This is a genomic window from Enterobacter sp. LU1 (assembly GCF_008271405.2).
Classification (GTDB): domain Bacteria; phylum Pseudomonadota; class Gammaproteobacteria; order Enterobacterales; family Enterobacteriaceae; genus Enterobacter; species Enterobacter hormaechei_C.
The window spans coordinates 4,427,130-4,452,414 of record NZ_CP043438.2 but is presented as its reverse complement, the minus strand read 5'-3'; the positions used below and the strand labels follow the sequence as shown (position 1 = coordinate 4,452,414).

Here is a 25,285-nt window from a genome sequence, read left to right as displayed (position 1 = left end):
TGTGGTAACTCTTTAGGTATTCCTTCGAACAAGATGCAAAAAGAACTGAAAATGACAGCCCTTCTACGAGTGATTAGCCTGGTCGTGATTAGCGTGGTGGTGATTATTATCCCACCGTGCGGGGCTGCACTTGGACGAGGAAAGGCTTAGAAATCAAGCCTTAACGAACTAAGACCCCCGCACCGAAAGGTCCGGGGGTTTTTTTATGACTAAAAAACTTAAATGAGGAGCAGAGAATGACGACTAGCACAAAATTCTGTTTCTCCAGATTTATGACGGGGAACTAACTATGAATGGGGCACAATGGGTAGTACATGCGTTGCGCGCGCAGGGAGTCGAAACCGTATTCGGTTATCCGGGTGGCGCAATTATGCCGATTTACGATGCACTGTATGACGGCGGCGTGGAACACCTGTTGTGCCGACACGAGCAGGGCGCAGCGATGGCCGCCATCGGTTATGCCCGTGCGACCGGTAAAACCGGCGTCTGTATGGCCACCTCCGGTCCGGGCGCAACGAACCTGATCACCGGCCTGGCTGACGCGCTGCTCGATTCCGTACCCGTGGTGGCGATCACCGGCCAGGTGGCCTCTCCGTTCATCGGCACCGATGCCTTCCAGGAAGTGGATGTGCTCGGTTTATCGCTGGCCTGCACCAAACACAGCTTCCTCGTTCAGTCTCTCGAAGAGCTGCCGCGGGTGATGGCCGAAGCGTTCGAGGTTGCCAGCTCTGGCCGTCCTGGCCCGGTTCTGGTTGATATCCCGAAAGATATCCAGGTTGCACTCGGCGATCTGGAGCCGCATTTCTCTACCGTGGAAAGCGATAATGCGTTCCCGCATGCAGAGGTGGAAGAGGCGCGTCAGATGATGGCGCAGGCCAAACAACCGATGCTGTACGTAGGCGGCGGCGTGGGCATGGCGCAGGCTGTTCCGGCGCTTCGCGCGTTCATTGCGACCACGCAAATGCCCGCCACCTGCACGCTGAAAGGTCTCGGTGCGGTAGAGGCAGATTACCCGTACTACCTCGGCATGCTGGGGATGCATGGTACCAAAGCGGCAAACCTGGCGGTGCAGGAATGCGACTTGCTTATCGCCGTCGGCGCACGTTTTGACGACCGCGTTACCGGCAAGCTGAATACCTTCGCGCCGAACGCCAAAGTGATCCATATGGACATCGACCCGGCGGAGATGAGCAAACTGCGTCAGGCGCATGTCGCGTTGCAGGGCGATCTTAACGCGCTGTTACCGGCGCTGGAGCAGCCGCTGGATATCAACCCATGGCGTCAGCACACCGCTGATATGCGTACTGAACACGCGTGGCGTTACGATCACCCAGGCGACGCCATCTATGCGCCGCTGCTGTTGAAACAGCTGTCAGACCGTAAACCCGCAGACAGCGTGGTAACGACGGATGTCGGCCAGCATCAGATGTGGTCAGCCCAGCACATGACCTACACCCGCCCGGAGAACTTTATCACCTCGAGCGGCTTAGGCACGATGGGCTTCGGTCTGCCAGCAGCCGTTGGCGCGCAGGTTGCCCGCCCGAACGATACCGTTATCTGTATCTCCGGTGACGGCTCCTTCATGATGAACGTCCAGGAGCTCGGCACCGTGAAGCGTAAGCAGTTACCGCTGAAGATCGTCTTGCTCGATAACCAGCGTTTAGGCATGGTTCGCCAGTGGCAGCAGCTGTTCTTCCAGGAGCGTTACAGCGAAACGACCCTGACCGATAACCCCGATTTCCTCACCCTGGCCAGCGCCTTCGGCATTCCTGGCCAGCACATCACCCGTAAAGACCAGGTTGAAGCGGCACTCGACACCATGCTGTCAAGCGAAGGGCCATACCTGCTTCATGTCTCAATCGACGAGCTTGAGAACGTCTGGCCGTTGGTACCGCCCGGTGCCAGTAACTCACAAATGCTGGAGAACTTATCATGATGCAACATCAGGTCGCCGTGCAGGCTCGCTTCAACCCGGAAACGTTAGAACGCGTATTGCGCGTGGTTCGCCACCGTGGCTTTCAGATTTGCTCTATGAATATGGAAACGGCCACCGACGCGCAGAACATCAGTATCGAATTAACCGTTGCCAGCCCGCGGCCGGTCGACTTACTGTTTAGTCAGTTATCAAAACTGGTAGACGTTGCCCATGTTGCCATCTGCCAGAGCACAACCACATCACAACAAATCCGCGCTTAAGCGTGACAGGACGAAAAAATGACGACAAAAAAAGCTGATTACATTTGGTTCAATGGTGAGATGGTTCGCTGGGAAGACGCGAAAGTTCACGTGATGTCCCACGCGCTGCACTACGGCACCTCCGTGTTTGAAGGGATCCGTTGCTACGACTCTCACAAAGGGCCAGTGGTGTTCCGCCATCGCGAACACATGCAGCGTCTGCATGACTCAGCCAAAATTTATCGTTTCCCGGTCTCCCAAAGCGTTGATGAGCTGATGGAAGCCTGCCGCGAGGTGATTCGCCAGAACAAACTGACCAGCGCCTATATTCGTCCGCTGGTCTTCGTGGGTGATGTTGGCATGGGCGTCAACCCGCCCGCTGGCTATAACACCGATGTGATCATTGCTGCGTTCCCGTGGGGCGCCTACCTGGGCGCGGAAGCGCTGGATCAGGGGATCGACGCAATGGTTTCTTCCTGGAACCGCGTGGCGCCAAACACTATCCCGACTGCGGCTAAAGCGGGCGGTAACTACCTTTCCTCACTGCTGGTCGGCAGCGAAGCGCGCCGTCACGGCTATCAGGAAGGTATCGCGCTGGATGTGAATGGCTACATCTCCGAAGGTGCGGGCGAAAACCTGTTTGAAGTGAAAGACGGCATTCTGTTCACCCCGCCGTTCACCTCGTCCGCGCTGCCGGGCATCACCCGCGACGCCATCATCAAGCTGGCAAAAGATCTGGGTATCGAAGTGCGCGAGCAGGTACTGTCCCGCGAATCCCTGTACCTGGCTGACGAAGTGTTCATGTCCGGTACCGCGGCTGAAATTACGCCGGTGCGTAGCGTCGATGGCATTCAGGTGGGCGAAGGCCGCTGTGGCCCGGTCACCAAACGCATTCAGCAAGCCTTCTTCGGCCTGTTCACCGGCGAAACAGAAGACAAATACGGCTGGTTGGATCAGGTTAATCACTAAATATAAATTTGGGACGGCACGCACCGTCCCATTAAATAGTCAGACGGGAGTAAATAAAGCATGCCTAAGTATCGTTCAGCCACCACCACCCACGGCCGTAATATGGCGGGTGCCCGCGCACTGTGGCGCGCCACCGGAATGACCGACGCCGATTTCGGCAAGCCAATTATCGCCGTGGTGAACTCCTTCACCCAGTTTGTGCCGGGCCACGTGCACCTGCGCGATCTCGGTAAGCTGGTTGCCGAGCAAATCGAAGCCTCCGGCGGCGTGGCGAAAGAGTTCAACACCATTGCGGTGGATGACGGTATCGCAATGGGCCACGGGGGGATGCTCTATTCACTGCCGTCGCGCGAGCTGATCGCCGACTCGGTGGAGTACATGGTTAATGCCCACTGCGCCGATGCGATGGTCTGTATCTCCAACTGCGACAAAATCACCCCGGGGATGCTGATGGCTTCCCTGCGCCTGAACATTCCGGTGATCTTCGTCTCTGGTGGCCCAATGGAAGCGGGGAAAACCAAGCTCTCCGACAAAATCATCAAGCTCGACCTGGTCGATGCGATGATCCAGGGCGCGGACCCGAAAGTCTCTGACGAGCAGAGCGACCAGGTGGAGCGCTCCGCGTGCCCGACCTGCGGCTCCTGTTCCGGGATGTTCACCGCCAACTCCATGAACTGCCTGACCGAAGCGCTGGGCCTGTCTCAGCCGGGCAACGGCTCGCTGCTGGCGACCCACGCCGACCGTAAGCAGCTGTTCCTTAACGCGGGCAAGCGCATCGTTGAGCTGACCAAACGCTACTACGAGCAGGACGACGCCAGCGCGCTGCCGCGTAACATCGCCAGCAAAGCGGCGTTCGAAAACGCCATGACGCTGGATATCGCCATGGGCGGTTCCACCAACACCGTTCTGCACCTGCTGGCCGCCGCGCAGGAAGCTGAAATCGACTTCACCATGAGCGACATCGACAAGCTCTCCCGCAAAGTGCCGCAGCTGTGTAAAGTCGCGCCGAGTACCCAGAAGTACCACATGGAAGATGTCCACCGTGCGGGTGGCGTGATTGGTATTCTCGGTGAGCTGGATCGCGCCGGGCTGTTGAACCGCGACGTGAAAAACGTGCTCGGCCTGACGCTGCCGGAGTCGCTGGAGCAGTACGACGTGATGCTGACCAAAGACGACGCGGTGAAAAACATGTATCGCGCCGGTCCGGCGGGCATCCGTACCACCCAGGCGTTCTCGCAGGATTGCCGCTGGGACACGCTGGATGACGATCGCGCCGAAGGCTGCATTCGCTCGCTGGAACATGCCTACAGCAAAGACGGCGGTTTGGCCGTGCTGTACGGTAACTTCGCGGAAAATGGCTGCATTGTGAAAACCGCAGGCGTGGACGACAGCATCCTGAAATTTACCGGCCCGGCAAAAGTGTATGAAAGCCAGGACGAAGCGGTAGACGCTATCCTCGGCGGCAAAGTGGTGGAAGGCGACGTGGTGGTCATTCGCTACGAAGGGCCGAAAGGCGGTCCGGGCATGCAGGAGATGCTCTACCCGACCACCTTCCTGAAATCGATGGGCCTCGGCAAAGCCTGCGCGCTGATCACCGATGGTCGTTTCTCTGGCGGCACGTCAGGCCTCTCCATTGGCCACGTCTCGCCAGAAGCGGCAAGCGGCGGCAATATCGCGATCATCGAAGATGGCGACCTGATCGAAATCGACATTCCGAACCGCGGCATTCAGCTGAAGCTGAGTGACCAGGAGATTGCGGCCCGTCGTGAGGCGCAGGAAGCCCGCGGCGACAAAGCCTGGACGCCGAAAGATCGTCAGCGTGAAGTCTCCTTCGCCCTGCGCGCTTACGCGAGTCTTGCCACCAGTGCAGATAAAGGCGCGGTGCGCGATAAATCTAAACTGGGGGGCTAATGATGGCCGAGTCACAACCCTTATCCGCCGCCCCGGAGGGGGCGGAATACCTGAGAGCGGTACTACGCGCGCCGGTCTATGAAGCGGTGCAGGTCACGCCCCTGCAAAAAATGGACAAAATCTCTTCGCGTCTCGACAACGTCATTCTGGTGAAGCGTGAAGACAGGCAGCCGGTGCACAGCTTCAAGCTGCGCGGCGCCTACGCGATGATGGCCGGGCTGACGGACGAGCAGAAAGCGCGCGGGGTGATTACCGCCTCGGCGGGCAATCACGCGCAGGGCGTGGCGTTCTCCTCGGCGCGTCTGGGGCTGAAGGCGCTGATCGTGATGCCGGTCGCCACCGCAGATATCAAGGTCGACGCGGTGCGCGGGTTCGGCGGAGAAGTGCTGCTTCACGGCGCTAACTTTGACGAAGCCAAAGCCAAAGCGATTGAGCTGGCGCAGCAGCAGGGCTTCACCTGGGTGCCGCCGTTCGATCACCCGATGGTGATTGCCGGGCAGGGTACGCTGGCGCTGGAACTGTTGCAGCAGGACGCCCATCTCGACCGCGTTTTCGTCCCGGTGGGCGGCGGCGGCTTAGCCGCAGGTGTGGCGGTGCTGATCAAACAGCTGATGCCGCAGATCAAAGTGATTGCGGTTGAAGCGGAAGACTCTGCCTGCCTGAAGGCGGCGCTGGACGCCGGACATCCGGTAGATCTGCCGCGCGTCGGGCTGTTCGCCGAGGGCGTGGCGGTGAAGCGCATTGGCGACGAAACGTTCCGCCTGTGCCAGGAGTATCTCGACGATATCGTCACCGTCGACAGCGACGCTATCTGCGCGGCGATGAAAGATCTCTTCGAGGATGTGCGTGCGGTGGCGGAACCATCCGGCGCGCTGGCGCTGGCGGGAATGAAAAAATACATCGCCCAGCACAATATTCGCGGCGAGCGTCTGGCGCACGTGCTTTCCGGTGCCAACGTGAACTTCCACGGTCTGCGCTACGTTTCCGAGCGCTGTGAGCTGGGTGAGCAGCGTGAAGCGCTGCTGGCGGTGACCATTCCGGAAGAGAAGGGCAGCTTCCTGAAGTTCTGTCAGCTGCTGGGCGGTCGTTCGGTAACGGAGTTCAACTACCGCTTTGCCGATGCCAAAGATGCGTGCATTTTTGTCGGCGTGCGTCTGAGCCGTGGCGTGGAGGAGCGCAAAGAGATCCTCAGCCTGCTGCATGACGGCGGCTACAGTGTGGTCGATCTCTCCGACGACGAGATGGCGAAGCTGCACGTGCGTTACATGGTCGGCGGCCGTCCATCGAAGCCGCTCAGGGAACGCCTGTTCAGCTTCGAGTTCCCGGAATCGCCGGGCGCGCTGCTCAAGTTCCTGCACACGTTGGGCACGCACTGGAACATCTCTCTGTTCCACTACCGCAGCCACGGCACCGACTATGGCCGCGTACTGGCGGCGTTCGAGCTGGGCGAGCACGAGCCGGATTTCGAAACGCGCCTGAACGAGCTGGGCTATGAGTGCCATGACGAAACCCACAACCCGGCGTTCCGTTTCTTCCTGGCGGGTTAAGTTGTTCGGGAAAATGCCTGATGGCGCTGCGCTTATCAGGCCTACGTTCTAAGGGTTGAACTGCGTGTAGGCCGGGTAAGCGCAGCGCCACCCGGCTTTAGTGGTTCGGCAATATCGTCCAGAACGCATCAATAAGCGGCTCATGCAGCCGCTTTTTTTGTGCGCACACGCCGAGCTCGAACGGCGTTTTCTCGTCGCTGCGCTCCAGTATCATCACGCGATTGCGCACCGGCTCTGGGCTGTTTTCCAGCACCACTTCCGGTAGCAGCGCTACGCCGCAGCCGAGCGCCACCATCGATACCATCGCCTCATGGCCGCCGACCGTGGCGTAAATCGACGGGTTACTGATCTTCTGGCGGCGGAACCACAGCTCAATGCGGCGGCGCACCGGCCCTTGATCGGCCATGATAAACGGCACCGTGGACCAGTCCGGTTTCTCCACCGAAACCTGGTTGCGCACCGGGCAGGGCAGCGCCGGGGCAATCAGCACTACCGCCAGATTCTCCAGCATCGAGAACGCCACCGCCCCCGGCAGCGTTTCAGGTTTTCCGGCAATCGCCAGATCCGCTTCGCCCGTCACCACTTTTTCCATCGCGTCGGCGGCATCGCCGGTGGTGAGCTTAATTTCAACCGACGGATGTTCCGCGCGGAAGCGGTCGAGAATGGGGGGAAGATGGCTGTAGGCAGCGGTCACGGAACAGAAAATATGCAGCTCGCCGGAAAGCGACGGCCCCTGCTGGTCGATGGTGTGCCGCAGCTGCTGATACTGTAATAACGTCTGCTGAGCAAAGATGCGCAGCTCTTCACCGGCTTCCGTGAGAGTGACGGTGCGGTTATCGCGCACGAACAGCGGCTGGCCGAGGTCTTCCTCAAGGCGCTGGATCTGGCGCGACAGCGTGGAGGGGCTGACGTGCATCGCCCGGGCGCTGCGGCCAAAGTGCCGGCTTTCCGCCAGGTGCAGGAACATTTTCAGATCGCGTAAATCCACCGATTCCACTCCCTCTTTTTACATTGCAAAAATTGCAATGTGACGTTGTGAATATATCAATTTCCGCAATAAATTTCCTGTTGTAATGTGGGTACATTCTCGCTGAAACGCGAACCGAACAATAAGACACACAACATCACGAGGTATCACCCATGGCTAACTACTTTAATACACTGAACTTGCGCCAGCAGCTGGCGCAGCTGGGCAAATGCCGCTTCATGGCGCGCGATGAATTTGCTGATGGCGCGAGCTACCTTCAGGGTAAAAAAGTGGTCATTGTCGGCTGTGGCGCACAGGGTCTGAACCAGGGCCTGAACATGCGTGACTCCGGGCTGGATATCTCCTACGCCCTGCGCAAAGAAGCGATTGCTGAGAAGCGTGCTTCCTGGCGTAAAGCGACCGAAAACGGCTTCAAAGTGGGCACCTACGAAGAGCTGATCCCGCAGGCGGATCTGGTGGTTAACCTGACGCCAGACAAGCAGCACTCTGACGTTGTGCGTTCCGTACAGCCGCTGATGAAAGACGGCGCCGCGCTGGGTTACTCCCACGGCTTCAACATCGTTGAAGTGGGCGAGCAGATCCGTAAAGACATCACCGTGGTGATGGTGGCACCGAAGTGCCCGGGCACCGAAGTGCGCGAAGAGTACAAACGTGGCTTCGGCGTACCGACGCTGATCGCCGTTCACCCGGAAAACGATCCGAAAGGCGAAGGCATGGCGATTGCCAAAGCCTGGGCAGCGGCCACTGGCGGCCATCGTGCGGGCGTGCTGGAATCTTCCTTCGTTGCGGAAGTGAAATCTGACCTGATGGGCGAGCAGACCATCCTGTGCGGCATGCTCCAGGCCGGCTCTCTGCTGTGCTTCGACAAGCTGGTGGAAGAAGGCACCGATCCGGCATACGCGGAAAAACTGATTCAGTTCGGCTGGGAAACCATCACCGAAGCGCTGAAGCAGGGCGGCATTACGCTGATGATGGACCGACTGTCCAACCCGGCAAAACTGCGCGCGTTCGCACTCTCTGAACAGCTGAAAACCATCATGGCGCCGCTGTTCCAGAAACATATGGACGACATTATCTCCGGCGAGTTCTCTTCCGGCATGATGGCGGACTGGGCGAATGACGATAAGAAACTGCTGACCTGGCGCGAAGAGACCGGTAAAACCGCGTTCGAAACCGCACCACAGTATGACGGCAAGATCACCGAGCAGGAGTACTTCGATAAAGGCGTCCTGATGATCGCGATGGTGAAAGCGGGCGTTGAGCTGGCGTTCGAAACCATGGTGGATTCGGGCATCATTGAAGAATCTGCGTACTACGAATCGCTGCACGAGCTGCCGCTGATCGCAAACACCATCGCCCGTAAACGTCTGTATGAGATGAACGTGGTGATCTCCGATACTGCCGAGTACGGTAACTACCTGTTCTCTTACGCCTGCGTACCGCTGCTGAAAGAGTTCATGACCACCCTGCAAGCGGGCGATCTGGGCCAGGCGATTGCGGAAGGAGCGGTTGATAACGCGCAGCTGCGTGACGTCAACGAAGCGATTCGCAGCCACGAAATCGAGAAAGTGGGCCAGAAACTGCGTGGCTACATGACCGATATGAAACGTATCGCGGTAGCAGGCTAAACACGACGAATCGGGTGGCGTAAGCCACCCGAACTGTTTTAGCTACGCAATATCGCGCCGGGATAACCCAGCTGGCGCCACGCCTCATACACCACCACCGACACCGCATTCGACAGGTTCATGCTGCGGCTGTCCGGCATCATCGGAATACGAATTTTCTGCTCAGCGGGCAGGGCATCCAGAATGGTGGCCGGCAGGCCGCGGGTTTCCGGACCAAACATCAGATAATCCCCGTCCTGATAGCTTACGGCGCTGTGCGCTGGCGTACCTTTGGTGGTCAGGGCGAACATGCGCTGTGGTTTTTCGGATCCCAGAAACGCGGCGTAATCGTGATGACGAACGACGGCGGTAAACTCATGGTAGTCCAGCCCCGCGCGGCGCAGACGTTTGTCGTCCCACGTAAAGCCCATCGGCTCAATAATGTGCAGACGAAAACCGGTGTTGGCGCACAGGCGGATAATATTGCCGGTGTTCGGCGGAATTTCTGGTTCGAATAAGACGATGTTAAGCATGCTGCCCCCTTAATTGCGGGGGCAGAATAGCAGAAAAGAGAGGGACTAGGCGACGCCCGGCTCCTGCGCGCGGCTATACAGCATTTTGTAGACGGTTGCCGCCGCAGCCACGAGAGCAGGTACGCTGAGGATCATTAAAATACTGTCCGCCTGCCACTGCATGGAAAGAAGCTGGGCGCTGGTCATGGTGCCCGCCACGCCGCCGAAGCGGCCGATCCCCTGCATCCAGGCGATACCCGTCGCACGGCACTCGGTAGGGTAAAAGGTGGCGGCCAGGGTCTGCATGCCCGACTGCGCGCCGTTCATCGCGATCCCCATCAGGAAAATTAACCCGCCAAACAGGGCGATATGGTTATGCTCAATGCCGAGTAAAAGAATCAGGCCCATCGTCAGCACGAAACCACACGCGACCACCTTGTGCGCTTCCCAGCGATCCATCATCCAGCCCGCGAGCAAAATGCCAGCGGTGCCGCCGAAGGTGAACAGCGAGGTAAGCCAGGCGGATTCCGCCAGCGCATATCCCATCCCCTGCATCAGCGTTGGCATCCAGCTCAGCAGGACGTAATAAATCACCAGCCCCATAAAATAGGTGACCCACAGCATCAGGGTGCCGGGCAGCCAGGGCATGGAAAACAGCTGCGACACGCTGCCTTTTTTCGACGCGACTTTCTCCTCCGCGAGGAAAAAGCCCGTGACGCTATCCAGCGTGCTGCGGGCGAACCGGCTGGCGATGCGGCGAACCTGGGCGACGTCTTTCCCGCGCTGCACCAGAAACTTCACCGACTCCGGCAACAGCAGCGCCAGCAGCACCGTTAAAATCAGCGGCGCAATCGCGCCGGTCAGCAGCACGCTTCGCCAGCCGTGGTGAGGGATAAGCCAGGACGAGATTGCTCCGCCGCCCGCCGCACCCAGAGGGAAGCCGCAGTACATGGTGTTAATTGCCATGGCGCGGCAGCGCTGGGGGGCAAACTCGGAGATCAGCGTGATGGCGTTAGGCATGGCGGCACCCAGCCCGAGACCGGTCAGAAATCGCCATAGCGTCAGGGTATTCAGACTTTGCGCCCAGGCCGTGCCCAGGCTCGCCAGGCCGAAGAACAGACACGAAAAGACCAGCACGCGCTTGCGTCCCATCCGGTCCGATACCGGACCTGCAATCAGGGCACCCAGCGACAGCCCCAGCAGCGCCGCACTCAGCACCGGCCCCAGATCCTGTTTATGTATTCCCCACTCCGTCGACAGCGTAGGCGCAATGTAACCCATCGCTGCGGTATCAAACCCATCAATCGCCAGCACCAGAAAGCCCAGCACAATTAGAAGCCAGTGAAACCCTGAAAAAGGACTTTCATCGATCACCTGCTGAATATCCACCTTACCTGAATACGCCATACGCTCCACTCCGATCTGATGTTGTTTTTGTGTTCTTGTATTTGCTTGTCTATACAATTGCGGACGGCAGGTGGATGTCAAATTTTCTTATCCAGAATGTTACGCAGGTGTTATTTTCGACAAAAAAAGCGCCCGAGGGGGAAGTCGGGCGCGGAAGAAGGGGAGGCTAACCGGGGGAGATCAGGCCGCGTTTCCCTGAGAAAGAGGGGCCAGCGCCGCAGGCAGCTTACTGAGCTCCTGCACCAGAGAGTCTTTGCTGATTTCACCGATTGTTTTCGCACCGGTCAGCGTCATCGCCACCTTCATCTCTTTCTCGATCAGGTTCAGCAGATTCGCCACGCCCGCCTGGCCGCTGGTGGCCAGCGCGTACAGGTAAGCACGGCCCAGCAGCACGCTGTCCGCGCCCAGGGCGATCATGCGCACCACGTCCAGCCCGTTACGGATGCCGCTGTCGGCCAGGATCGCAATATCGCCTTTCACCGCATCGGCAATGGCCGGCAGGGCGCGGGCGGAGGAGAGCACCCCGTCAAGCTGGCGGCCACCATGGTTAGAGACCACGATCCCATCGGCGCCAAAACGTACCGCGTCGCGGGCATCTTCCGGGTCGAGGATCCCTTTGATCACCATCGGGCCGTCCCAGAATTCGCGGATCCACTCCAGGTCTTTCCATGAGATCGACGGATCGAAATTGTTCGCCAGCCAGCCGATGTAATCTTCCAGCCCGGTCGGTTTACCCAGGTAGGCCGAAATATTGCCCAGATCGTGCGGACGGCCGTTCAGCCCGACATCCCACGCCCACTGCGGGTGCGTCACCGCCTGCCAGTAACGGCGCAGGGCCGCGTTAGGGCCGCTCATGCCGGAGTGGGCGTCGCGGTAGCGCGCGCCGGGGGTCGGCATGTCGACGGTAAAGACCAGCGTTGAGCAGCCCGCCGCTTTGGCGCGCTCCAGTGCGTTGCGCATAAAACCGCGATCGCGCAGGACGTACAGCTGGAACCACATCGGGCGCTTGATGGTCGGGGCGACTTCTTCAATCGGGCAGACGGACACGGTGGAAAGGGTAAACGGAATGCCTTTGGCATCTGCGGCGGCGGCGGCCTGCACTTCACCGCGACGGGCATACATGCCGCATAAACCGACAGGTGCGAGCGCTACCGGCATGGAGAGCGTTTCGTTAAACAGCTTCGTCTCAAGGCTCAGGTCAGACATATTCTTCAGCACGCGCTGGCGCAGGGCCACCTCCGACAGGTCTTCCACGTTGCGGCGCAGGGTGTATTCGGCATACGCCCCGCCGTCAATGTAGTGGAACAGGAACGGGGGCAAAATGCGCTGCGCCGCGGCGCGATAATCACTGGCTGCTGAAATAATCATGCTTTGTTCTCCCTGGAAATATCACTCTCGCCAGGCAGACGGGTAATACGCGCCTGTCGGGCCTGATCTTCATCGAATCGTTTAATGGTGGTATGCACGAAGCCGAGATGCGCCATCATCGCCTTGCGCGCGGCCTCGGCATCACCGGCCAGAATGGCGTTGAGCACCGCCTCGTGCTGTTCGGTCAGCTGAGCAAACACCGGCGGGACCAGATACATGCGCTGGCGGCTCTGCTTCACGGAGGATTGCAGCAGGTCGAAGAACCCGCGCATGGTTTGCAGCAGCACCACGTTGTGCGAGGCCTCGGCAATCGCCAGATGGAACCGCACGTCCGCCTGGGAGGCGATGTCCGGGTCGCTGCTTTGCGTGGCTTCAAAACAGGCTTTGAGCTTCTCTTTGTCGGCGTCGGTTGCCCGCATCGCCGCGTGCCACGCTGTACTGGTTTCGATGGCGTGACGCGCTTCGAGGATGTCGAAGCTGTAGTCCGGGTCGTTTTCCATCAGCGTCTTCAGCGGCTGCACGATGTTTTGTTCGGACCAGTCGTCATGCTGCCAGCGCACAAAGGTGCCGCCGCCGCGACGGCTCAGCAGCACCCCTTCACTAACCAGCGTCGCCAGCGCCTCGCGCAGTGAGTTGCGCGACACGCCAAGCTGAGCGGCAAGCTGACGCTCGGCGGGCAATCTCATGCCCGCTTCCAGCTGTTGTTCTTCTATCAGCGCCCGTACGCGAGTGGCAATCTCGTCGGACAGGCGTCTGGGCATCACTATCATGGAATCATCCAGGTTAAGACATAGGCCTGCAATGTGGTGATCACGCCCACCATGCAGGTAAATATCAGGCTGTGTTTAACGGTAAAGCGGAACAGATCCGACTCTTTGCCTACCAGCCCCACCGCGGCACAGGCAATGGCGATGGACTGCGGCGAGATCATCTTCCCGGTCACGCCGCCGGTGGTGTTCGCGGCGACCAGCAGCACGTCCGAGACGCCAATCTGCTGCGCAGCCGTGGCCTGTAGGGCGGCAAACAGGGCGTTAGATGACGTATCTGAACCAGTCAGGAACACCCCCAGCCAGCCGAGGAACGGCGAGAAGAAGGTAAACGCGTGGCCGGTATGCGCCAGCGCTAACGCCAGCGTCGACGACAGGCCGGAGTAGTTCGAAATAAACGCGAACGCCAGCACCATGCCGATGGAGTAAATCGGCAGCATCAGCTCTTTAATCGTCGCCGCAAAGGTCTGCACCGCGGCGGCAGGCTTCATGCGCAGCCACACTACGGAAAGGATAGCGGCAAACAGGATGGCCGTGCCGGTGGCTGAGAACCAGTCGAACTTAAACACTGCCGCATATGGCGTGGCGTCGTGCACCACCGGCGGCATACGGGCGACCATTTTGTCGAGGAACGGCACGGAGATATTAATCACCATGTCGTACAGCGCGCCGCCCGGGGCGAACAGGGCTTTAAAAGGCGGAATGCTCCACAGCGTCACGGTGGCGGTCAGGAACAGGAACGGTGACCATGCGCGCACAATCTGTCCGGCGGTATAGCCGGTGCGCGCCAGCGTCTGATCCACGTGCGATGCGCCCATGTCAGCAAAGCGGAAGATACGTACCGGCTGCCAGCGTTTCAGGAACAGCGTCAGGCAGACCAGCGACACCAGGGAAGAGATGATGTCCGGCAGTTCCGGGCCGAGGAAGTTGGAGCTGAGATACTGGGCAATGGCGAACGAACCGCCCGCTACCATCACCGCAGGCCAGGTCTCCTTCACGCCGCGCCAGCCGTCCATAATCGCCATGATCCAGAACAGCACGATAATGGTCAGGAACGGCAGCTGGCGACCCACCATCTGGCCGATCTCGAAGCTGTCCAGCCCGGTCACCTGGCCCGCCACCAGAATCGGAATGCCCATCGCGCCAAACGCCACCGGGGCGGTGTTCACAATCAGGCACAGGCCAGCGGCATACAGCGGGTTAAAGCCCAGCCCGACCAGCAGAGCGGCGGTGATCGCCACCGGCGCGCCAAATCCTGCCGCCCCTTCAAGGAACGCCCCGAAGGAGAAACCGACAATCAGCATCTGTAAACGCTGGTCCGGTGTAATAGAGAGAATCGACGAGCGAATAATATCGAACTGCCCGGTTTTGACCGAGATTTTGTAGACAAAGACGGCGGCGATGATGATCCACGCAATCGGCCACAGGCCGTAGAAGAAACCATACACCACGGAGGCCAGCGCGCGATCGACCGGCATTTTATAGAAGAACAGCGCCACCAGCAGGGCGATGGCAACGGTGTACGTTGCGGCAAGGTAGCCCTTCAGCTTGAGCTTAATTAGCGCAAAGAAGAAGAACAGGATCGGTAGCGATGCGATCAGGCTCGACAGCCAGATATTCCCGGCCGGATCGTAGTTTTGTTGCCAGAGGCTCATGCAGGTCTCCTGAGGACCACACAGGTGTTCGTCGGGTGAGTCTCTGCTCATCTCAGCGTCACACTTAGTGTAAAAGTGGTCCATCCAATATTGTGATGTAGGGTTAATGGCAATAAATGGTTAACCAAGTGTTGCTATTCGGCAATGGTTTTGTGAAGTGGAGCATCAAAACTGTGAACGATGGATAGCTTTGCGCATGATTGGTAGGACCAAAATCGCAAAATCAACTCACCGTGTGCGATGGGAGCGGTAGTCAGGTGGAGAGCATTACATTCGTCTTTTGAGCAGATACGACGCGTAAAAGATGTTGAATAAAATGGGGAGGTGATAATATTACGTGAATTGAATGAGGTTTGTTTGCTTTATTTGTGTTTTTGAAAAGCTGTATATATGTGAGCAGAGTGATTTATTTCCTATAAATAAAATTTTTTTTGGTTAAAAATGCGAAATCTAAGCTGTAGCAAAAAATTTTAATTAAGGTAAATTTCACATATAGATTTTAACAGTGTATTACAAACGATCAATTGCTGATCGATAAAGAAATATCCTGTTTAACCGTGATTTTTCAGGATAAAGGGCAAGAATTTTTTGCTGAAGTGACATTTTTTGGCTAATAATATTCTGAAATAAATTGATCAAACAATGATCAGTTGGCTCTCTTGTAATTTAGTTACGGTATTAAAAGCAAATTAATAATTATCAGGGCAATCGAAAGGGGTTAAATTTGTTAGCTGAGTGTTAATTCCAGAGTGTTTACAGACGCGGCGTACTGCTTTTCAATACGTAGACGCTAAAAGGCATATGATTTACTATTTATTCAGAAGCAACGTTACAGAAGACATTAAATTTATTACTAACCACAACGTATTCAGTGTTATTTTCGGCCAGAAGTCATTTCCTCAGTTGCAGGATATCTGTGTATGGCCTTCTGAAAATATACGGATTATCACCATGGGATGGACCCTGCTTTATTCTATAAGGTCGCGTCACCCATTCTGCTAAAACCCTTTTGGTGGCGTTTTTAAATCCTTATAGCGTTTATTGTACCTGGTACAACAAGTCTATATCTGTTTAATTTACAGAGGGGAAAGTGTTCCAAATGAAAATCAAAAATGTGGCGCTGGCGATTGCCGCGGCGGGGCTGCTGTTATCTTCTCAATCAGTACTGGCAAGCAGTGATTCTGGCGTTAATGCTTCCCTGGATACAGGCGCTGGCTCGCAGAGTACAGGCGGCGTGATCAACTTTACCGGGAAAATCACTCTTATTTCCTGTGATATTACCCCTGCGTCAAAAAGCAAAACGGTAGACCTCGGCGCGTGGGCGAAAAGCTACTTCGACGATCACAGCGAAACGACGCCGCGTGAGTTCAAAATCAACGTAGAGAACTGCCCGGAGACGGTTGAATCTGTTGCGGTACTGTTTGACGGAACCAAAGATACGGTGAATGACACACTTCTACAGGTTACCCCAGGCGAAGGTATGGCGACGGGCGTCGGCGTGAAGCTTTATAACAGCGATCGCAGCACCGCGATTAAACCGGGTACGGTATCTGAAACAACCGCACCGGATGCTGAAGGCAATGCTGAATTAACGTTTTATGCCTCTCTCGACAAAGACGGGTCGGAAATTAACGCGGGCGACGTCAATGCCGTTTCCAACTTCCTGATGGTTTATAACTGATTTCACTCTCAGCCACCTCCAGAGATAATAATGATGAAACGTTTATCGTATATTATGCTCACTGCATTAATGGTTAGTTCTGCGTCAGTTTCCGCTGGCGTTGTAATGGGGGGAACACGGATCGTATACCCACAACACAGCAAGGAGGTGGCATTTTCTGTTTCTAATATGGAAAGTGCGGTTCCCTATCTTATTCAGTCGTGGGTTGAAGGTGATGGGCAGGATAAAAATAACGCTGCGCCATTTATTGTTACACCACCTCTGTTCAGACTTGATCCGGAGCAGACCAACACGCTGCGTATTCAATATACCGGCGCTCCGCTGCCCACAGATCGTGAATCTGTATTCTGGCTCGATATTAAAGCGATTGCGCCAAAGCCAAAAGAGAGCAGCAACGAATTACAAGTTAACGTTAAATCGAAATTTAAAATTTTCTACCGCCCGGACAACCTTAAAGGGGACGCTGCCACTGCCTGGCAGAAAATAACGTTTTCGCGGACGGGAAAAGGGCTTAAGGCCGCCAACCCGACGCCATACTACGTCTCTTTTTATCGACTGTCCGTTGGCGGGCATAAAATTGAGCAGCCGGGCATGATCGGTCCAGGGGAAATCCGCGAATGGCCTGTGTCCGCCTCCGGGGGCGTAAGCTGGTCGGCTATTAATGATTTTGGTGCCATCACCGCCACCCACACCCAGCCTCTTTAAGACCATGTCTTTTCGCCTGTTTCGTTACGCGCCGCTTTCGGTGTTGCTGCTTAGCTTCAGCCGCGCGGGGATGGCCGAGGATTACTTTGATCCCGCCGCGCTGGAGCTTTCCTCTACCGAACAGAAAACGGCGGATCTGCACTATTTCTCTGAAAAGGGCGGGCAGATGCCAGGCACCTGGCTCGTGACGCTGGAGATTAACGGACGCGAGGAGCGGCATCAGGAGATCACCTTCGTCAATGAGAAAGGCAGCCTGCAACCCGTTTTTAGCGTATCGCTGCTGGAAGCGCTTGGGGTGAATGTCAGGGCCATTCCTGCATTCTCACGGTTGCGGGAGGGAGAAACGTTCACGCACCTCGCGGATTTCATTCCGGCAGCGCGAACCTCCTATGATTTCAACCAGCAGCGTCTCTTTCTCAGCCTGCCGCAGGCGGCGATGAAACACCGCAGCCGTGGCTACGTGCCGCAGTCGCAGTGGGACGATGGTATCCCGGCGGCATTTACTGATTACAGTCTGTCGGGCGGCCAGGCACATCATCAGCGTGGCGTCACGACATCCAGCTATCTGAGCCTGCGTAACGGTATCAATCTGGGGGCGTGGCGGTTGCGCAACACCTCCGCCTGGAGCCACAGCGACGCGGGCGGCGACCATTTTCAGTCGCAAAGTAGCTGGCTGACCCGGGATATTCGCCGTCTTAACAGCCAGCTACGGATCGGCGATGCCTGGACCGCAGGCGACGTCTTCGATAGCGTGGCGTTTCGCGGGGTACAGCTTACATCAAGCGAAAGCATGTTGCCCGACAGCCAGCGCGGCTTCGCACCAACCATCCGCGGCGTCGCACACAGCTTCGCTAAAGTCTCCGTTTCGCAAAATGGCTATGTGATCTATGAAACCTGGGTGGCCGCCGGGCCATTTATCATTAACGATCTGTTCCCCGGCGCACAAAGTGGCGATCTACAGGTGACGGTCACGGAAAGTGACGGCTCAACGCGCGTCTTTACCCAACCCTATTCTGCGGTGCCGTTTATGCGACGCCTGGGCAGCCTGAAATACAGCCTCAACGCCGGACGATTTCACTCCGGCTCCGGCGATGCGCGTTCACCTGAGTTTGTTGAAGGCGCTTTCTTCTACGGCCTGCTCTCGAGGATGACGGTGTATGGCGGCTTTCGTACGGCGAGCAACTATCAGGCCGGTGCAATTGGCGTAGGCAGAGGGTTTGGCGCATTTGGCTCGCTGGGCATTGACGATACGCTGGCAAAAAGCCGTTTACCCAATGGCAAAAGCGCGATGGGGCAGGCGTGGCGCATTCAGTATCAGAAAGATTTCAGCGCTACCGGCAGCGCCTTCAACCTGGCGAGTTATCGCTATGCCTCGCGCAATTACTATGAATTCAGTGAACTGAATCAGTCTGACAGCCAACAGCTGCAACTCAATAATCGCCGTAGCCGCTCGCAGGTCACCTTCTCACAGACGCTGGGTCAGTTCGGCAGCCTCAGCGTCTCGGCATGGATGCAGGATTACTGGCATACGTCCGGGCAGGATAAAACCATCCACATTGGCTGGTACACCAGCTGGCGAGGCATTACCTGGGGCGCGGGGTATGACTACACCGACTCAGCGCTTGAGCAGCATCCCGATCGTACCGTGTCGTTTAACGTCAATGTTCCGCTTGGTCACTGGTTACCGGACAGCTCGGTCAGTTACTTCATCAACCACAACAATCGTGGGATGACCACGCAGCAGGTGTCACTCAACGGCAGTGCGCTGGCGAATCGCAACCTTAATTACAGCGTTCAGCAGAGTAAGGCCAGCGAGGGACAAGCCGACAGTACCAGCCTGGCGCTGCAATACAACGGTGGCTACGGCAACGTCAGCCTCGGTTATGACCACAGCCGAAGCGGTAGCAACGCGAGCCTCGGACTCGCCGGAGGCGTTATCGCCACGCAGTATGGCGTCACGCTTAGCCAGCCGCTGGGCGATACCGTCGCCCTGCTACGCGTGCCCGGCGCGGCGAACGTTGAGCCGGAGGGCTACAACGGGATCCATACCGACAGCCGCGGCTATGCGGTCATGCCAACGCTCTCGGCGTACCGCAAAAATACCGTCAGTCTTGATACGGCGACGCTGGGTGAGAACGTCGACGTTGAGCAGAGCGGTCTGACGCTCATTCCCACCAGCGGCGCGGTGGTGCTGGCCAATTACAAAACCCACATTGGTTATCGCGTTCTGTTTTCCCTGCGCTACCACGGCGAACCGTTGCCGTTTGGCGCGCAGGCTGAAGTGGTGGAGCAGAACCGCCATTCTGCAAACCGAAGCATGGTCGCTGACGGCGGTCAGGCCTACCTGAGCGGGGTACCAGAGCGCGGCACCCTGCGCGTCAGCTGGTATCAGGACGGGGAGCAGCAGCAATGCCAGACACCTTTCAGACTGGGGAAAGCTCATATGGCCCCCGGTATCGCCACGCTATCCGTTGAGTGCCATTAGAGGAATATCATGCGTCGTTTTATTCACTGGTTTTTCTACCTGAGCCTTCTTTCGCTTTTTGGCATGCTGAGTTTTCATGCCCATGCTCAGACCTCATCTTGCCGCACCACGCGCGATCAGTGGGTCGTTCAGGTGCCCTACGCCATAGGGTATGCGCCCGGCACGGCGGACTGGACGCCGATATCTGCGCCGATACAGTCTACCGGGGCGGATTTCTACAGCTGTGATGGCGGGAATGATGCCTGGCGTAGTATCGGCTTTGTCGACGTGGATAACCCCGTCGGCACCGTGGTTGGTGAAGACGGGGCGTCACGTCACGTCTATAAAACTCAGATCGACGGCATCGGCTATGCGCTGGGGTTCCGGGAACAGCAGTACTGCGGCGCCGATGCGGTACGCTACATTGACGGCACAAGTCAGGTGAATGGCAATGAGTCCCGGCGCATTTGCGACGCATCGCAAAACCCCGCCTTTGCCAGCGCCTCAATGTATAAAATGCAGTTCTGGGTGGTGTTTTACAAAATTCCAACGACCAGCGCCATGCCTGACGATAACGCCAATTCCCAGGAGCAAAATGTCGGATCGCTGATATTGCAGGCGGGAGAAAATCAAGCCAGCGCCACCAACGTGGCGACACCGGTACAGATCCATCTCGCCAGCTTCACCGTCAGGCGTACCAGCTGTTCAGTGGGCTCTCGCAGCATTCTTGTTCCCATGGGGAGCGTGAGCCAGCGTGAATTTCATGGCATAGGCTCCCGCGCCGGAGGCGGACGCTTCAGCATTCCGGTGACCTGCGAAAATAACACGGCGGTGAAGATGGGTTTCTTTGGCGATACCACGCCGGGCAACGATCGGGCGCTGGCATTGACGAAGCAGGAGGATAGCGCCAGCGGTGTCGGGATCGAACTGCTTTACGGTGACAATACCGGTTCGGTTCAGGGGCAGGTGGTACCATGGAACATCCCACAGGTGTCAGCATTTGGGCAAGTGGGGGATAACCAGACGCAAACCTTCTGGTTTGATGCGCATTACCTTCAGACGGAAGAGAACGTGACGGCGGGAAAAGCGGATGCGATGGCGACGTTTAACCTGATTTACAACTGAGTTTCCCCTGCCGCAGCGGCAGGGGAGGACGATCAGAACGCGGTCTTACAAAAACCCGTCATCTCTTTCAGGCCCATTTCGCGACCAAGCTCAGTCATCGGGTGCACCACCACCAGGCCACGGACGCTTTTCTTCAGCTTGCCCATGTCGGCCTGCTCTTTTTTGGTGATCGCGCGGCGATGCGGCATGTTCATCAGCTTCTGCGCTTCTTTACTCAGCTTCTGGCCTTTCACTTCGCGCAGGCGTTCAATTTCCGCCTCCAGCTTCACGGACTCTTTTTCCAGCTCGGCATATTTCTCGGCGGAATCGACCAGGGAGAGGCCAGCCATCTGATGGCGGATCAGATCCAGACGGTCGCTCAGGCGTTTAATTTCGTTCTTTTCGACTTCTTTCATGACAAATAACTCTGAAAACGGGGAATTTACAGGGAAGGATACACCAATGTGTGCGGGCTTACTTCTGAAACGCTTTTTTTAAGCTGATTTTAGAAATCAGCTCAGTCAGGGAAAGCACCATGGTGGAGCGCACAACCTGTTGATAACGCAGCTTTTGCATCGCGTACAGCTCAGGGTCGCTGTTATCAAACTGAGGTGCGGGAGGGAGCGCGGATACGCAGTGCAGTTCGCCGAAGGGCCCCAGTATCTCATCATCGGTAAAGGTGTACTCATTACCGTCATGATTGAGCTCTTCGCGCAGCGCCATTAACAGCTCGGCGTCTTCATACTCCTGGCGGTTCAGCACGCCAAGACCGTAAATCAGCTTCAGCCGTACCGATAAATCGCCCAGCGGTCCGTCTCCGTCCAGTAACGGTTCTACAGCATACTTTACCGCGTAGTCGTCTTTGCGAAACACCTGAAGCACCAGAATGTTCACCGCCTCGGTTAACAGCTCGACGGCGGCAATCAGGAAACTCCGTACGGTTTTGCCAGCATTCAGACGCTCAAGCACACGATTTTCAAAGGCCTGGGTTTGTTCCATTATTGCCTGCATATCTGACAATCTGTTATTCGGGCGCAGGCTAACCTGCGCCGGACTCTGCATCATTTGGTTGCGTTGTATGCGCTGACCGCCTCCGCAACTACGTCACTGTTGGCATCCAGACCGGAGATCTGCGCCAGCGCAGCCTGCGCGCCTTTGTCATCAATCAGCTGAGCCAGCTCAATCGCCTGCGGGTCCTGCTCGCTGCGGTAGTGCATGGCGGCAGCGATGCCCTTCACCAGGTTTGCGTGCGGCAGGCCGTATTCCAGCGTGCCCAGCAGCGGTTTAATCAGGCGGTCGCCCGCGCTCAGTTTACGCAGCGGCTGACGACCCACGCGCTCAACGTCATCTTTCAGATACGGGTTTTCAAAACGACCGAGGATTTTCTGGATGTATGCCGCGTGTTTATCAGCATCAAAACCGTAGCGTTTGATCAGCACCGCGCCGCTCTCTTCCATTGCCCCTTTGACCACCGCACGGATGTTCTCATCGAGGATCGCGTCACGAATCGTCTGATGACCGGCCAATTTTCCGAGGTACGCGGTTATAGCATGCCCGGTGTTCAGCGTGAAGAGTTTACGTTCGACAAATGCCATCAGGTTATCGGTTAATTCCATTCCCGGAATGGTCGGCAGCGCGCCCTTAAACTGGGTTTTATCAACGATCCACTCGCTGAAGGTTTCCACGGTCACTTCCAGCGGGTCGTTGGTGGCGGATGCTGACGGCGGAACGATGCGGTCAACGGCGGAATCCACAAAACCCACGTGCGCTTCAACCCAGGCTTTATCTTCGTCGGCGACGGCCGCAAGAACGTGGCCTTTCAGCTGCGTGGTGCCGCGCACCATGTTTTCACAGGCGATGATGTTCAGCGGTGTTTCAACGCCCTGTGCTTTACGCTTCGCCAGGCCTTTCGCAACCGCCGGGGCGATACGCTCAAGCACCACCGGACCCACGGCGGTGGTGACCAGATCAACGCTCGCGATGAGGTCAATCACGTCGTCGCCAATGCTGCTTACCGCGTTGACGCCAGAGACCGTTTCAACCTGTTCGTTTTCACCCACCACGTGAACCTGATAGCTATGACGGGCATTCAGGGCATCCAGAACCACCTGATTCACATCGGCGAATGTCAGGGTAATGCCCGCGTCTGCCAGCAGTTTACCGATAAAGCCACGACCGATATTACCTGCGCCAAAATGTAATGCTTTCATAGTGTTAACCTTTATCAATGTTTTTACCCGAGAGGGCTGGGGTGAGGAACGTTTTCCCCTCACCCTAGCCCTCTCCCCGGGGGGAGAGGGAAGAGGCGCTGTTATTTGTTCAGCAGGGCCAGAACTTCTTCAACGCTGGTGGTGTTGGCCAGACGCTCAATAACCGTTTCGTCATCCAGCGCGTTGGTCAGGCTGGTAATCACCTGGATATGCTCGTTGTTGCGAGCGGCGATACCAATCACCAGACGGGCGATGTCGTCCTCTTCTTCACCGAAGCGCACGCCATCAGGATACTGACAGAACACCACGCCGGTTTTCAGCACGCGGTCTTTGGCTTCCACCGTACCGTGTGGCACCGCGATGGATTCACCCAGGTAGGTTGGGGTCAGCTTTTCGCGTTCCAGCATCGCCTCAACGTACTCAGGCTGAACGTAGCCGCCTTTCACCAGCTGCTCACCGGCGAAGCGAATGGCCTCTTCTTTATTGGTCGCCGTGCGGCCAAGGAAGATGTTTTCAGCGCCCAGTTTGAACAGATGCGCGTTGCTCTCGTCGAAGCTGTCTTGCAGGCTGGTACGCACTTTCACTTCGTTATCTTCATGGCGCTGCGCCGCCACCAGGCGTTCGGTCAGGCTGGCGTACAGGCCGCTGTCGAGGAAGTTGGTCAGGGAAATGTGCTGCGCCTGCGGTACCTGACGCATAGCGCGTTCGGTCAGATCGCGGTGCGTGATCACCAGGTCAACGTCCGGCGGCAGGCTGTTAATCGCGCTGTTGGTGACGGAGATGTTGGTCAGACCCGCATCCTGCACTTTCTTCCGCAGTACGCCCGCACCCATTGCGCTGGAGCCCATACCGGCATCACAAGCCACGATGATTTTACGCACGTGGCTCAGGTCGTTAGAGACATCTCCCGCCGCCAGCGGCGTTGCGCCTTTGGATTCGGCTTTCATGTCATGCATACGACGGGTTGCCGCTTCGATATCGTCGTCTTCTTTCACCTTGCTGGTTTTCAGCAGGATAGCGGAGGCCACGAAGGAGACCGCCATGGCCGCACAGATCGCCGCGATGTTCGCGAAGTAGGCGCCTTTCGGGGTCATCGCCAGCACCGCCAGGATAGAGCCTGGAGAAGCAGGAGACACCAGACCACCGCCCAGTACGCTCAGGGTGAACACGCCGGTCATACCGCCAAGGATAACGGCCAGGATCAGACGTGGGTTCATCAGCACATACGGGAAGTAAATTTCGTGAATACCGCCCAGGAAGTGAATGATCGCCGCGCCGCCAGCAGACTGTTTCGCGCTGCCGCGACCAAAGAACATGTACGCCAGCAGAACGCCCATACCCGGACCCGGGTTCGCTTCAATCAGGAAGAAGATGGACTTGCCGAGATCGTGTGACTGCTGAATACCCAGCGGTGAGAAGATACCGTGGTTGATGGCGTTGTTCAGGAACAGGATTTTCGCCGGTTCAACGAAGATAGACGCCAGCGGCAGCATGTCGTGCGCAACCATAAAGTTAACGCCTGCCGCCAGAATTTTGGACAACACTTCAACCGCAGGGCCAATGCCGAGGAACGCCAGAATGGCGAGGATCATCCCGATGATGCCCGCAGAGAAGTTGTTCACCAGCATTTCGAAGCCGGATTTGATCTTGCCATCAACCCAGACGTCGAATTTCTTGATTGCCCAGCCGCCCAGAGGACCGGCAATCATCGCACCGAGGAACATCGGCATATCCGCACCGACGATAACACCCATGGTTGTGATGGCACCCACGACGCCACCACGGTCACCACCCACCAGACGACCACCGGTATAACCGATGAGCAGCGGCAGGAGATAGGTAATCATTGGGCCAACAAGTTTCGCCAGCGTTTCGTTAGGCAACCACCCTGTCGGAATAAATAATGCGGTGATAATACCCCACGCGATAAACGCGCCGATATTTGGCATCACCATGTTGCTGAGGAAACGACCAAAGCTTTGCACTTTGATCTTGAAATCGGATGACATAAAACACCCCTTCTTATGTTTACGCTTAGGCTTGTGGCCCGAGGTTTATCGTTAATGTGCGGCGGCAGAGGTAGCCGGGCCCTGTTCTGATGCTGTGAAATCTGGCACTGAATCGTTCAACTGTCCAGACAGCGAAATTTTGTGTGATCTGAATCACATGAATGTAGGGGGTGAGGACATTAATGAAGTGATCGCGATCACATAAC

Annotated in this window: 22 protein-coding genes; 12 read left to right on the top strand and 10 right to left on the bottom strand. The window is 57.1% G+C overall.

Annotated elements, in window-relative coordinates; all coding sequences use genetic code 11:
* Positions 1 to 51: 51 nt before the first annotated feature.
* The 7 genes from ilvL (at position 52) to ilvA (ending at position 6,602) form a co-directional block, all read left to right on the top strand.
* Positions 52 to 150, top strand: a complete 99-nt coding sequence (ilvL, locus tag FZF21_RS21285; RefSeq protein WP_001311244.1) for an ilv operon leader peptide — start codon at positions 52 to 54, stop codon at positions 148 to 150.
* A gap of 86 nt (positions 151 to 236) precedes the next feature.
* A complete protein-coding gene (ilvX, locus tag FZF21_RS22145) occupies positions 237 to 287 on the top strand; it encodes a peptide IlvX (protein WP_166792073.1) in 51 nt (16 codons plus the stop codon).
* Between the two features lie 2 nt (positions 288 to 289).
* Positions 290 to 1,936, top strand: coding sequence for an acetolactate synthase 2 catalytic subunit (gene ilvG / locus FZF21_RS21280; protein WP_149121150.1), 1,647 nt, complete (start codon positions 290 to 292; stop codon positions 1,934 to 1,936).
* Positions 1,933 to 2,196 (top strand): acetolactate synthase 2 small subunit, encoded by a 264-nt coding sequence (gene ilvM / locus FZF21_RS21275; protein WP_003860184.1) that lies wholly within the window; start codon positions 1,933 to 1,935, stop codon positions 2,194 to 2,196. The genes ilvG and ilvM overlap by 4 nt, the downstream gene beginning before the upstream one ends.
* Positions 2,197 to 2,214: 18 nt before the next feature.
* Positions 2,215 to 3,144 (top strand): branched-chain-amino-acid transaminase, encoded by a 930-nt coding sequence (ilvE, locus tag FZF21_RS21270; RefSeq protein ID WP_003860182.1) that lies wholly within the window; start codon positions 2,215 to 2,217, stop codon positions 3,142 to 3,144.
* A gap of 60 nt (positions 3,145 to 3,204) precedes the next feature.
* Complete coding sequence (gene ilvD / locus FZF21_RS21265) at positions 3,205 to 5,055, top strand: dihydroxy-acid dehydratase (RefSeq protein WP_008501574.1); 1,851 nt, start codon at positions 3,205 to 3,207, stop codon at positions 5,053 to 5,055.
* Between the two features lie 2 nt (positions 5,056 to 5,057).
* Positions 5,058 to 6,602, top strand: coding sequence for a threonine ammonia-lyase, biosynthetic (ilvA, locus tag FZF21_RS21260; protein ID WP_149121392.1), 1,545 nt, complete (start codon positions 5,058 to 5,060; stop codon positions 6,600 to 6,602).
* A 97-nt stretch (positions 6,603 to 6,699) separates the two neighbouring features.
* Here the strand turns inward: ilvA and ilvY are convergent, their stop codons facing one another.
* Complete coding sequence (ilvY, locus tag FZF21_RS21255) at positions 6,700 to 7,590, bottom strand: HTH-type transcriptional activator IlvY (protein ID WP_017693777.1); 891 nt, start codon at positions 7,588 to 7,590, stop codon at positions 6,700 to 6,702.
* A gap of 152 nt (positions 7,591 to 7,742) precedes the next feature.
* On the opposite strand from ilvY, the gene ilvC reads away from it, so the two are divergent.
* Positions 7,743 to 9,218: a ketol-acid reductoisomerase gene (ilvC, locus tag FZF21_RS21250; protein ID WP_006808634.1), complete on the top strand. Its 1,476-nt coding sequence runs from the start codon at positions 7,743 to 7,745 to the stop codon at positions 9,216 to 9,218.
* Positions 9,219 to 9,256: 38 nt separating this feature from the next.
* Here the strand turns inward: ilvC and trmL are convergent, their stop codons facing one another.
* The 5 genes from trmL to lldP all read right to left on the bottom strand — a co-directional run bounded on the left by trmL (position 9,257) and on the right by lldP (position 14,906).
* Positions 9,257 to 9,730: a tRNA (uridine(34)/cytosine(34)/5-carboxymethylaminomethyluridine(34)-2'-O)-methyltransferase TrmL gene (trmL, locus tag FZF21_RS21245; protein WP_003860178.1), complete on the bottom strand. Its 474-nt coding sequence runs from the start codon at positions 9,728 to 9,730 to the stop codon at positions 9,257 to 9,259.
* Between the two features lie 45 nt (positions 9,731 to 9,775).
* The gene (locus FZF21_RS21240; protein ID WP_032651952.1) at positions 9,776 to 11,116 is read right to left on the bottom strand and encodes an aromatic acid/H+ symport family MFS transporter; all 1,341 of its coding nucleotides are present in this window, start codon (positions 11,114 to 11,116) and stop codon (positions 9,776 to 9,778) included.
* A 180-nt stretch (positions 11,117 to 11,296) separates the two neighbouring features.
* Positions 11,297 to 12,484, bottom strand: coding sequence for an FMN-dependent L-lactate dehydrogenase LldD (lldD, locus tag FZF21_RS21235; RefSeq protein ID WP_017382576.1), 1,188 nt, complete (start codon positions 12,482 to 12,484; stop codon positions 11,297 to 11,299).
* Positions 12,481 to 13,254, bottom strand: coding sequence for a transcriptional regulator LldR (gene lldR, locus FZF21_RS21230; protein WP_006808630.1), 774 nt, complete (start codon positions 13,252 to 13,254; stop codon positions 12,481 to 12,483). Before lldR ends, lldD begins: the two co-directional genes overlap by 4 nt.
* Positions 13,251 to 14,906 (bottom strand): L-lactate permease, encoded by a 1,656-nt coding sequence (gene lldP / locus FZF21_RS21225; protein ID WP_003860175.1) that lies wholly within the window; start codon positions 14,904 to 14,906, stop codon positions 13,251 to 13,253. The genes lldR and lldP overlap by 4 nt, the downstream gene beginning before the upstream one ends.
* A gap of 1,099 nt (positions 14,907 to 16,005) precedes the next feature.
* Between lldP and FZF21_RS21220 the strand changes: the two genes are divergently transcribed.
* The 4 genes from FZF21_RS21220 to FZF21_RS21205 are packed head-to-tail and all read left to right on the top strand — an operon-like array spanning position 16,006 to position 20,881.
* Entirely contained in the window at positions 16,006 to 16,587 is a 582-nt protein-coding gene (locus FZF21_RS21220) for a fimbrial protein (protein WP_015572771.1), read from the top strand.
* 30 nt (positions 16,588 to 16,617) lie between these two features.
* Positions 16,618 to 17,292 (top strand): molecular chaperone, encoded by a 675-nt coding sequence (locus tag FZF21_RS21215; RefSeq protein WP_023295610.1) that lies wholly within the window; start codon positions 16,618 to 16,620, stop codon positions 17,290 to 17,292.
* Between the two features lie 4 nt (positions 17,293 to 17,296).
* Positions 17,297 to 19,777 (top strand): fimbria/pilus outer membrane usher protein, encoded by a 2,481-nt coding sequence (locus tag FZF21_RS21210; protein WP_052951376.1) that lies wholly within the window; start codon positions 17,297 to 17,299, stop codon positions 19,775 to 19,777.
* A 9-nt stretch (positions 19,778 to 19,786) separates the two neighbouring features.
* Positions 19,787 to 20,881: a fimbrial protein gene (locus FZF21_RS21205; protein WP_063946296.1), complete on the top strand. Its 1,095-nt coding sequence runs from the start codon at positions 19,787 to 19,789 to the stop codon at positions 20,879 to 20,881.
* Positions 20,882 to 20,913: 32 nt separating this feature from the next.
* Here the strand turns inward: FZF21_RS21205 and FZF21_RS21200 are convergent, their stop codons facing one another.
* From FZF21_RS21200 to FZF21_RS21185, 4 genes are all read right to left on the bottom strand, one after another.
* Entirely contained in the window at positions 20,914 to 21,276 is a 363-nt protein-coding gene (locus FZF21_RS21200) for a YibL family ribosome-associated protein (RefSeq protein WP_015572767.1), read from the bottom strand.
* Positions 21,277 to 21,334: 58 nt separating this feature from the next.
* Positions 21,335 to 21,925: a mannitol operon repressor MtlR gene (gene mtlR, locus FZF21_RS21195; RefSeq protein ID WP_015572766.1), complete on the bottom strand. Its 591-nt coding sequence runs from the start codon at positions 21,923 to 21,925 to the stop codon at positions 21,335 to 21,337.
* Complete coding sequence (mtlD, locus tag FZF21_RS21190) at positions 21,922 to 23,070, bottom strand: mannitol-1-phosphate 5-dehydrogenase (RefSeq protein ID WP_017382581.1); 1,149 nt, start codon at positions 23,068 to 23,070, stop codon at positions 21,922 to 21,924. Before mtlD ends, mtlR begins: the two co-directional genes overlap by 4 nt.
* Before the next feature lie 101 nt (positions 23,071 to 23,171).
* Complete coding sequence (locus FZF21_RS21185; RefSeq protein ID WP_045329323.1) at positions 23,172 to 25,079, bottom strand: PTS mannitol transporter subunit IICBA; 1,908 nt, start codon at positions 25,077 to 25,079, stop codon at positions 23,172 to 23,174.
* Positions 25,080 to 25,285: the final 206 nt, after the last annotated feature.

Coding starts and splice junctions, on each gene's coding strand:
- ilvL (WP_001311244.1), top strand. CDS start 52: ATGACAGCCCTTCTACGAGTGATTAGCCTGGTCGTGATTAGCGTGGTG.
- ilvG (WP_149121150.1), top strand. CDS start 290: ATGAATGGGGCACAATGGGTAGTACATGCGTTGCGCGCGCAGGGAGTC.
- ilvM (WP_003860184.1), top strand. CDS start 1,933: ATGATGCAACATCAGGTCGCCGTGCAGGCTCGCTTCAACCCGGAAACG.
- ilvE (WP_003860182.1), top strand. CDS start 2,215: ATGACGACAAAAAAAGCTGATTACATTTGGTTCAATGGTGAGATGGTT.
- ilvD (WP_008501574.1), top strand. CDS start 3,205: ATGCCTAAGTATCGTTCAGCCACCACCACCCACGGCCGTAATATGGCG.
- ilvA (WP_149121392.1), top strand. CDS start 5,058: ATGGCCGAGTCACAACCCTTATCCGCCGCCCCGGAGGGGGCGGAATAC.
- ilvC (WP_006808634.1), top strand. CDS start 7,743: ATGGCTAACTACTTTAATACACTGAACTTGCGCCAGCAGCTGGCGCAG.
- trmL (WP_003860178.1), bottom strand. CDS start 9,730: ATGCTTAACATCGTCTTATTCGAACCAGAAATTCCGCCGAACACCGGC.
- FZF21_RS21240 (WP_032651952.1), bottom strand. CDS start 11,116: ATGGCGTATTCAGGTAAGGTGGATATTCAGCAGGTGATCGATGAAAGT.
- lldD (WP_017382576.1), bottom strand. CDS start 12,484: ATGATTATTTCAGCAGCCAGTGATTATCGCGCCGCGGCGCAGCGCATT.
- lldR (WP_006808630.1), bottom strand. CDS start 13,254: ATGATAGTGATGCCCAGACGCCTGTCCGACGAGATTGCCACTCGCGTA.
- lldP (WP_003860175.1), bottom strand. CDS start 14,906: ATGAGCCTCTGGCAACAAAACTACGATCCGGCCGGGAATATCTGGCTG.
- FZF21_RS21220 (WP_015572771.1), top strand. CDS start 16,006: ATGAAAATCAAAAATGTGGCGCTGGCGATTGCCGCGGCGGGGCTGCTG.
- FZF21_RS21215 (WP_023295610.1), top strand. CDS start 16,618: ATGATGAAACGTTTATCGTATATTATGCTCACTGCATTAATGGTTAGT.
- FZF21_RS21210 (WP_052951376.1), top strand. CDS start 17,297: ATGTCTTTTCGCCTGTTTCGTTACGCGCCGCTTTCGGTGTTGCTGCTT.
- FZF21_RS21205 (WP_063946296.1), top strand. CDS start 19,787: ATGCGTCGTTTTATTCACTGGTTTTTCTACCTGAGCCTTCTTTCGCTT.
- FZF21_RS21200 (WP_015572767.1), bottom strand. CDS start 21,276: ATGAAAGAAGTCGAAAAGAACGAAATTAAACGCCTGAGCGACCGTCTG.
- mtlR (WP_015572766.1), bottom strand. CDS start 21,925: ATGATGCAGAGTCCGGCGCAGGTTAGCCTGCGCCCGAATAACAGATTG.
- mtlD (WP_017382581.1), bottom strand. CDS start 23,070: ATGAAAGCATTACATTTTGGCGCAGGTAATATCGGTCGTGGCTTTATC.
- FZF21_RS21185 (WP_045329323.1), bottom strand. CDS start 25,079: ATGTCATCCGATTTCAAGATCAAAGTGCAAAGCTTTGGTCGTTTCCTC.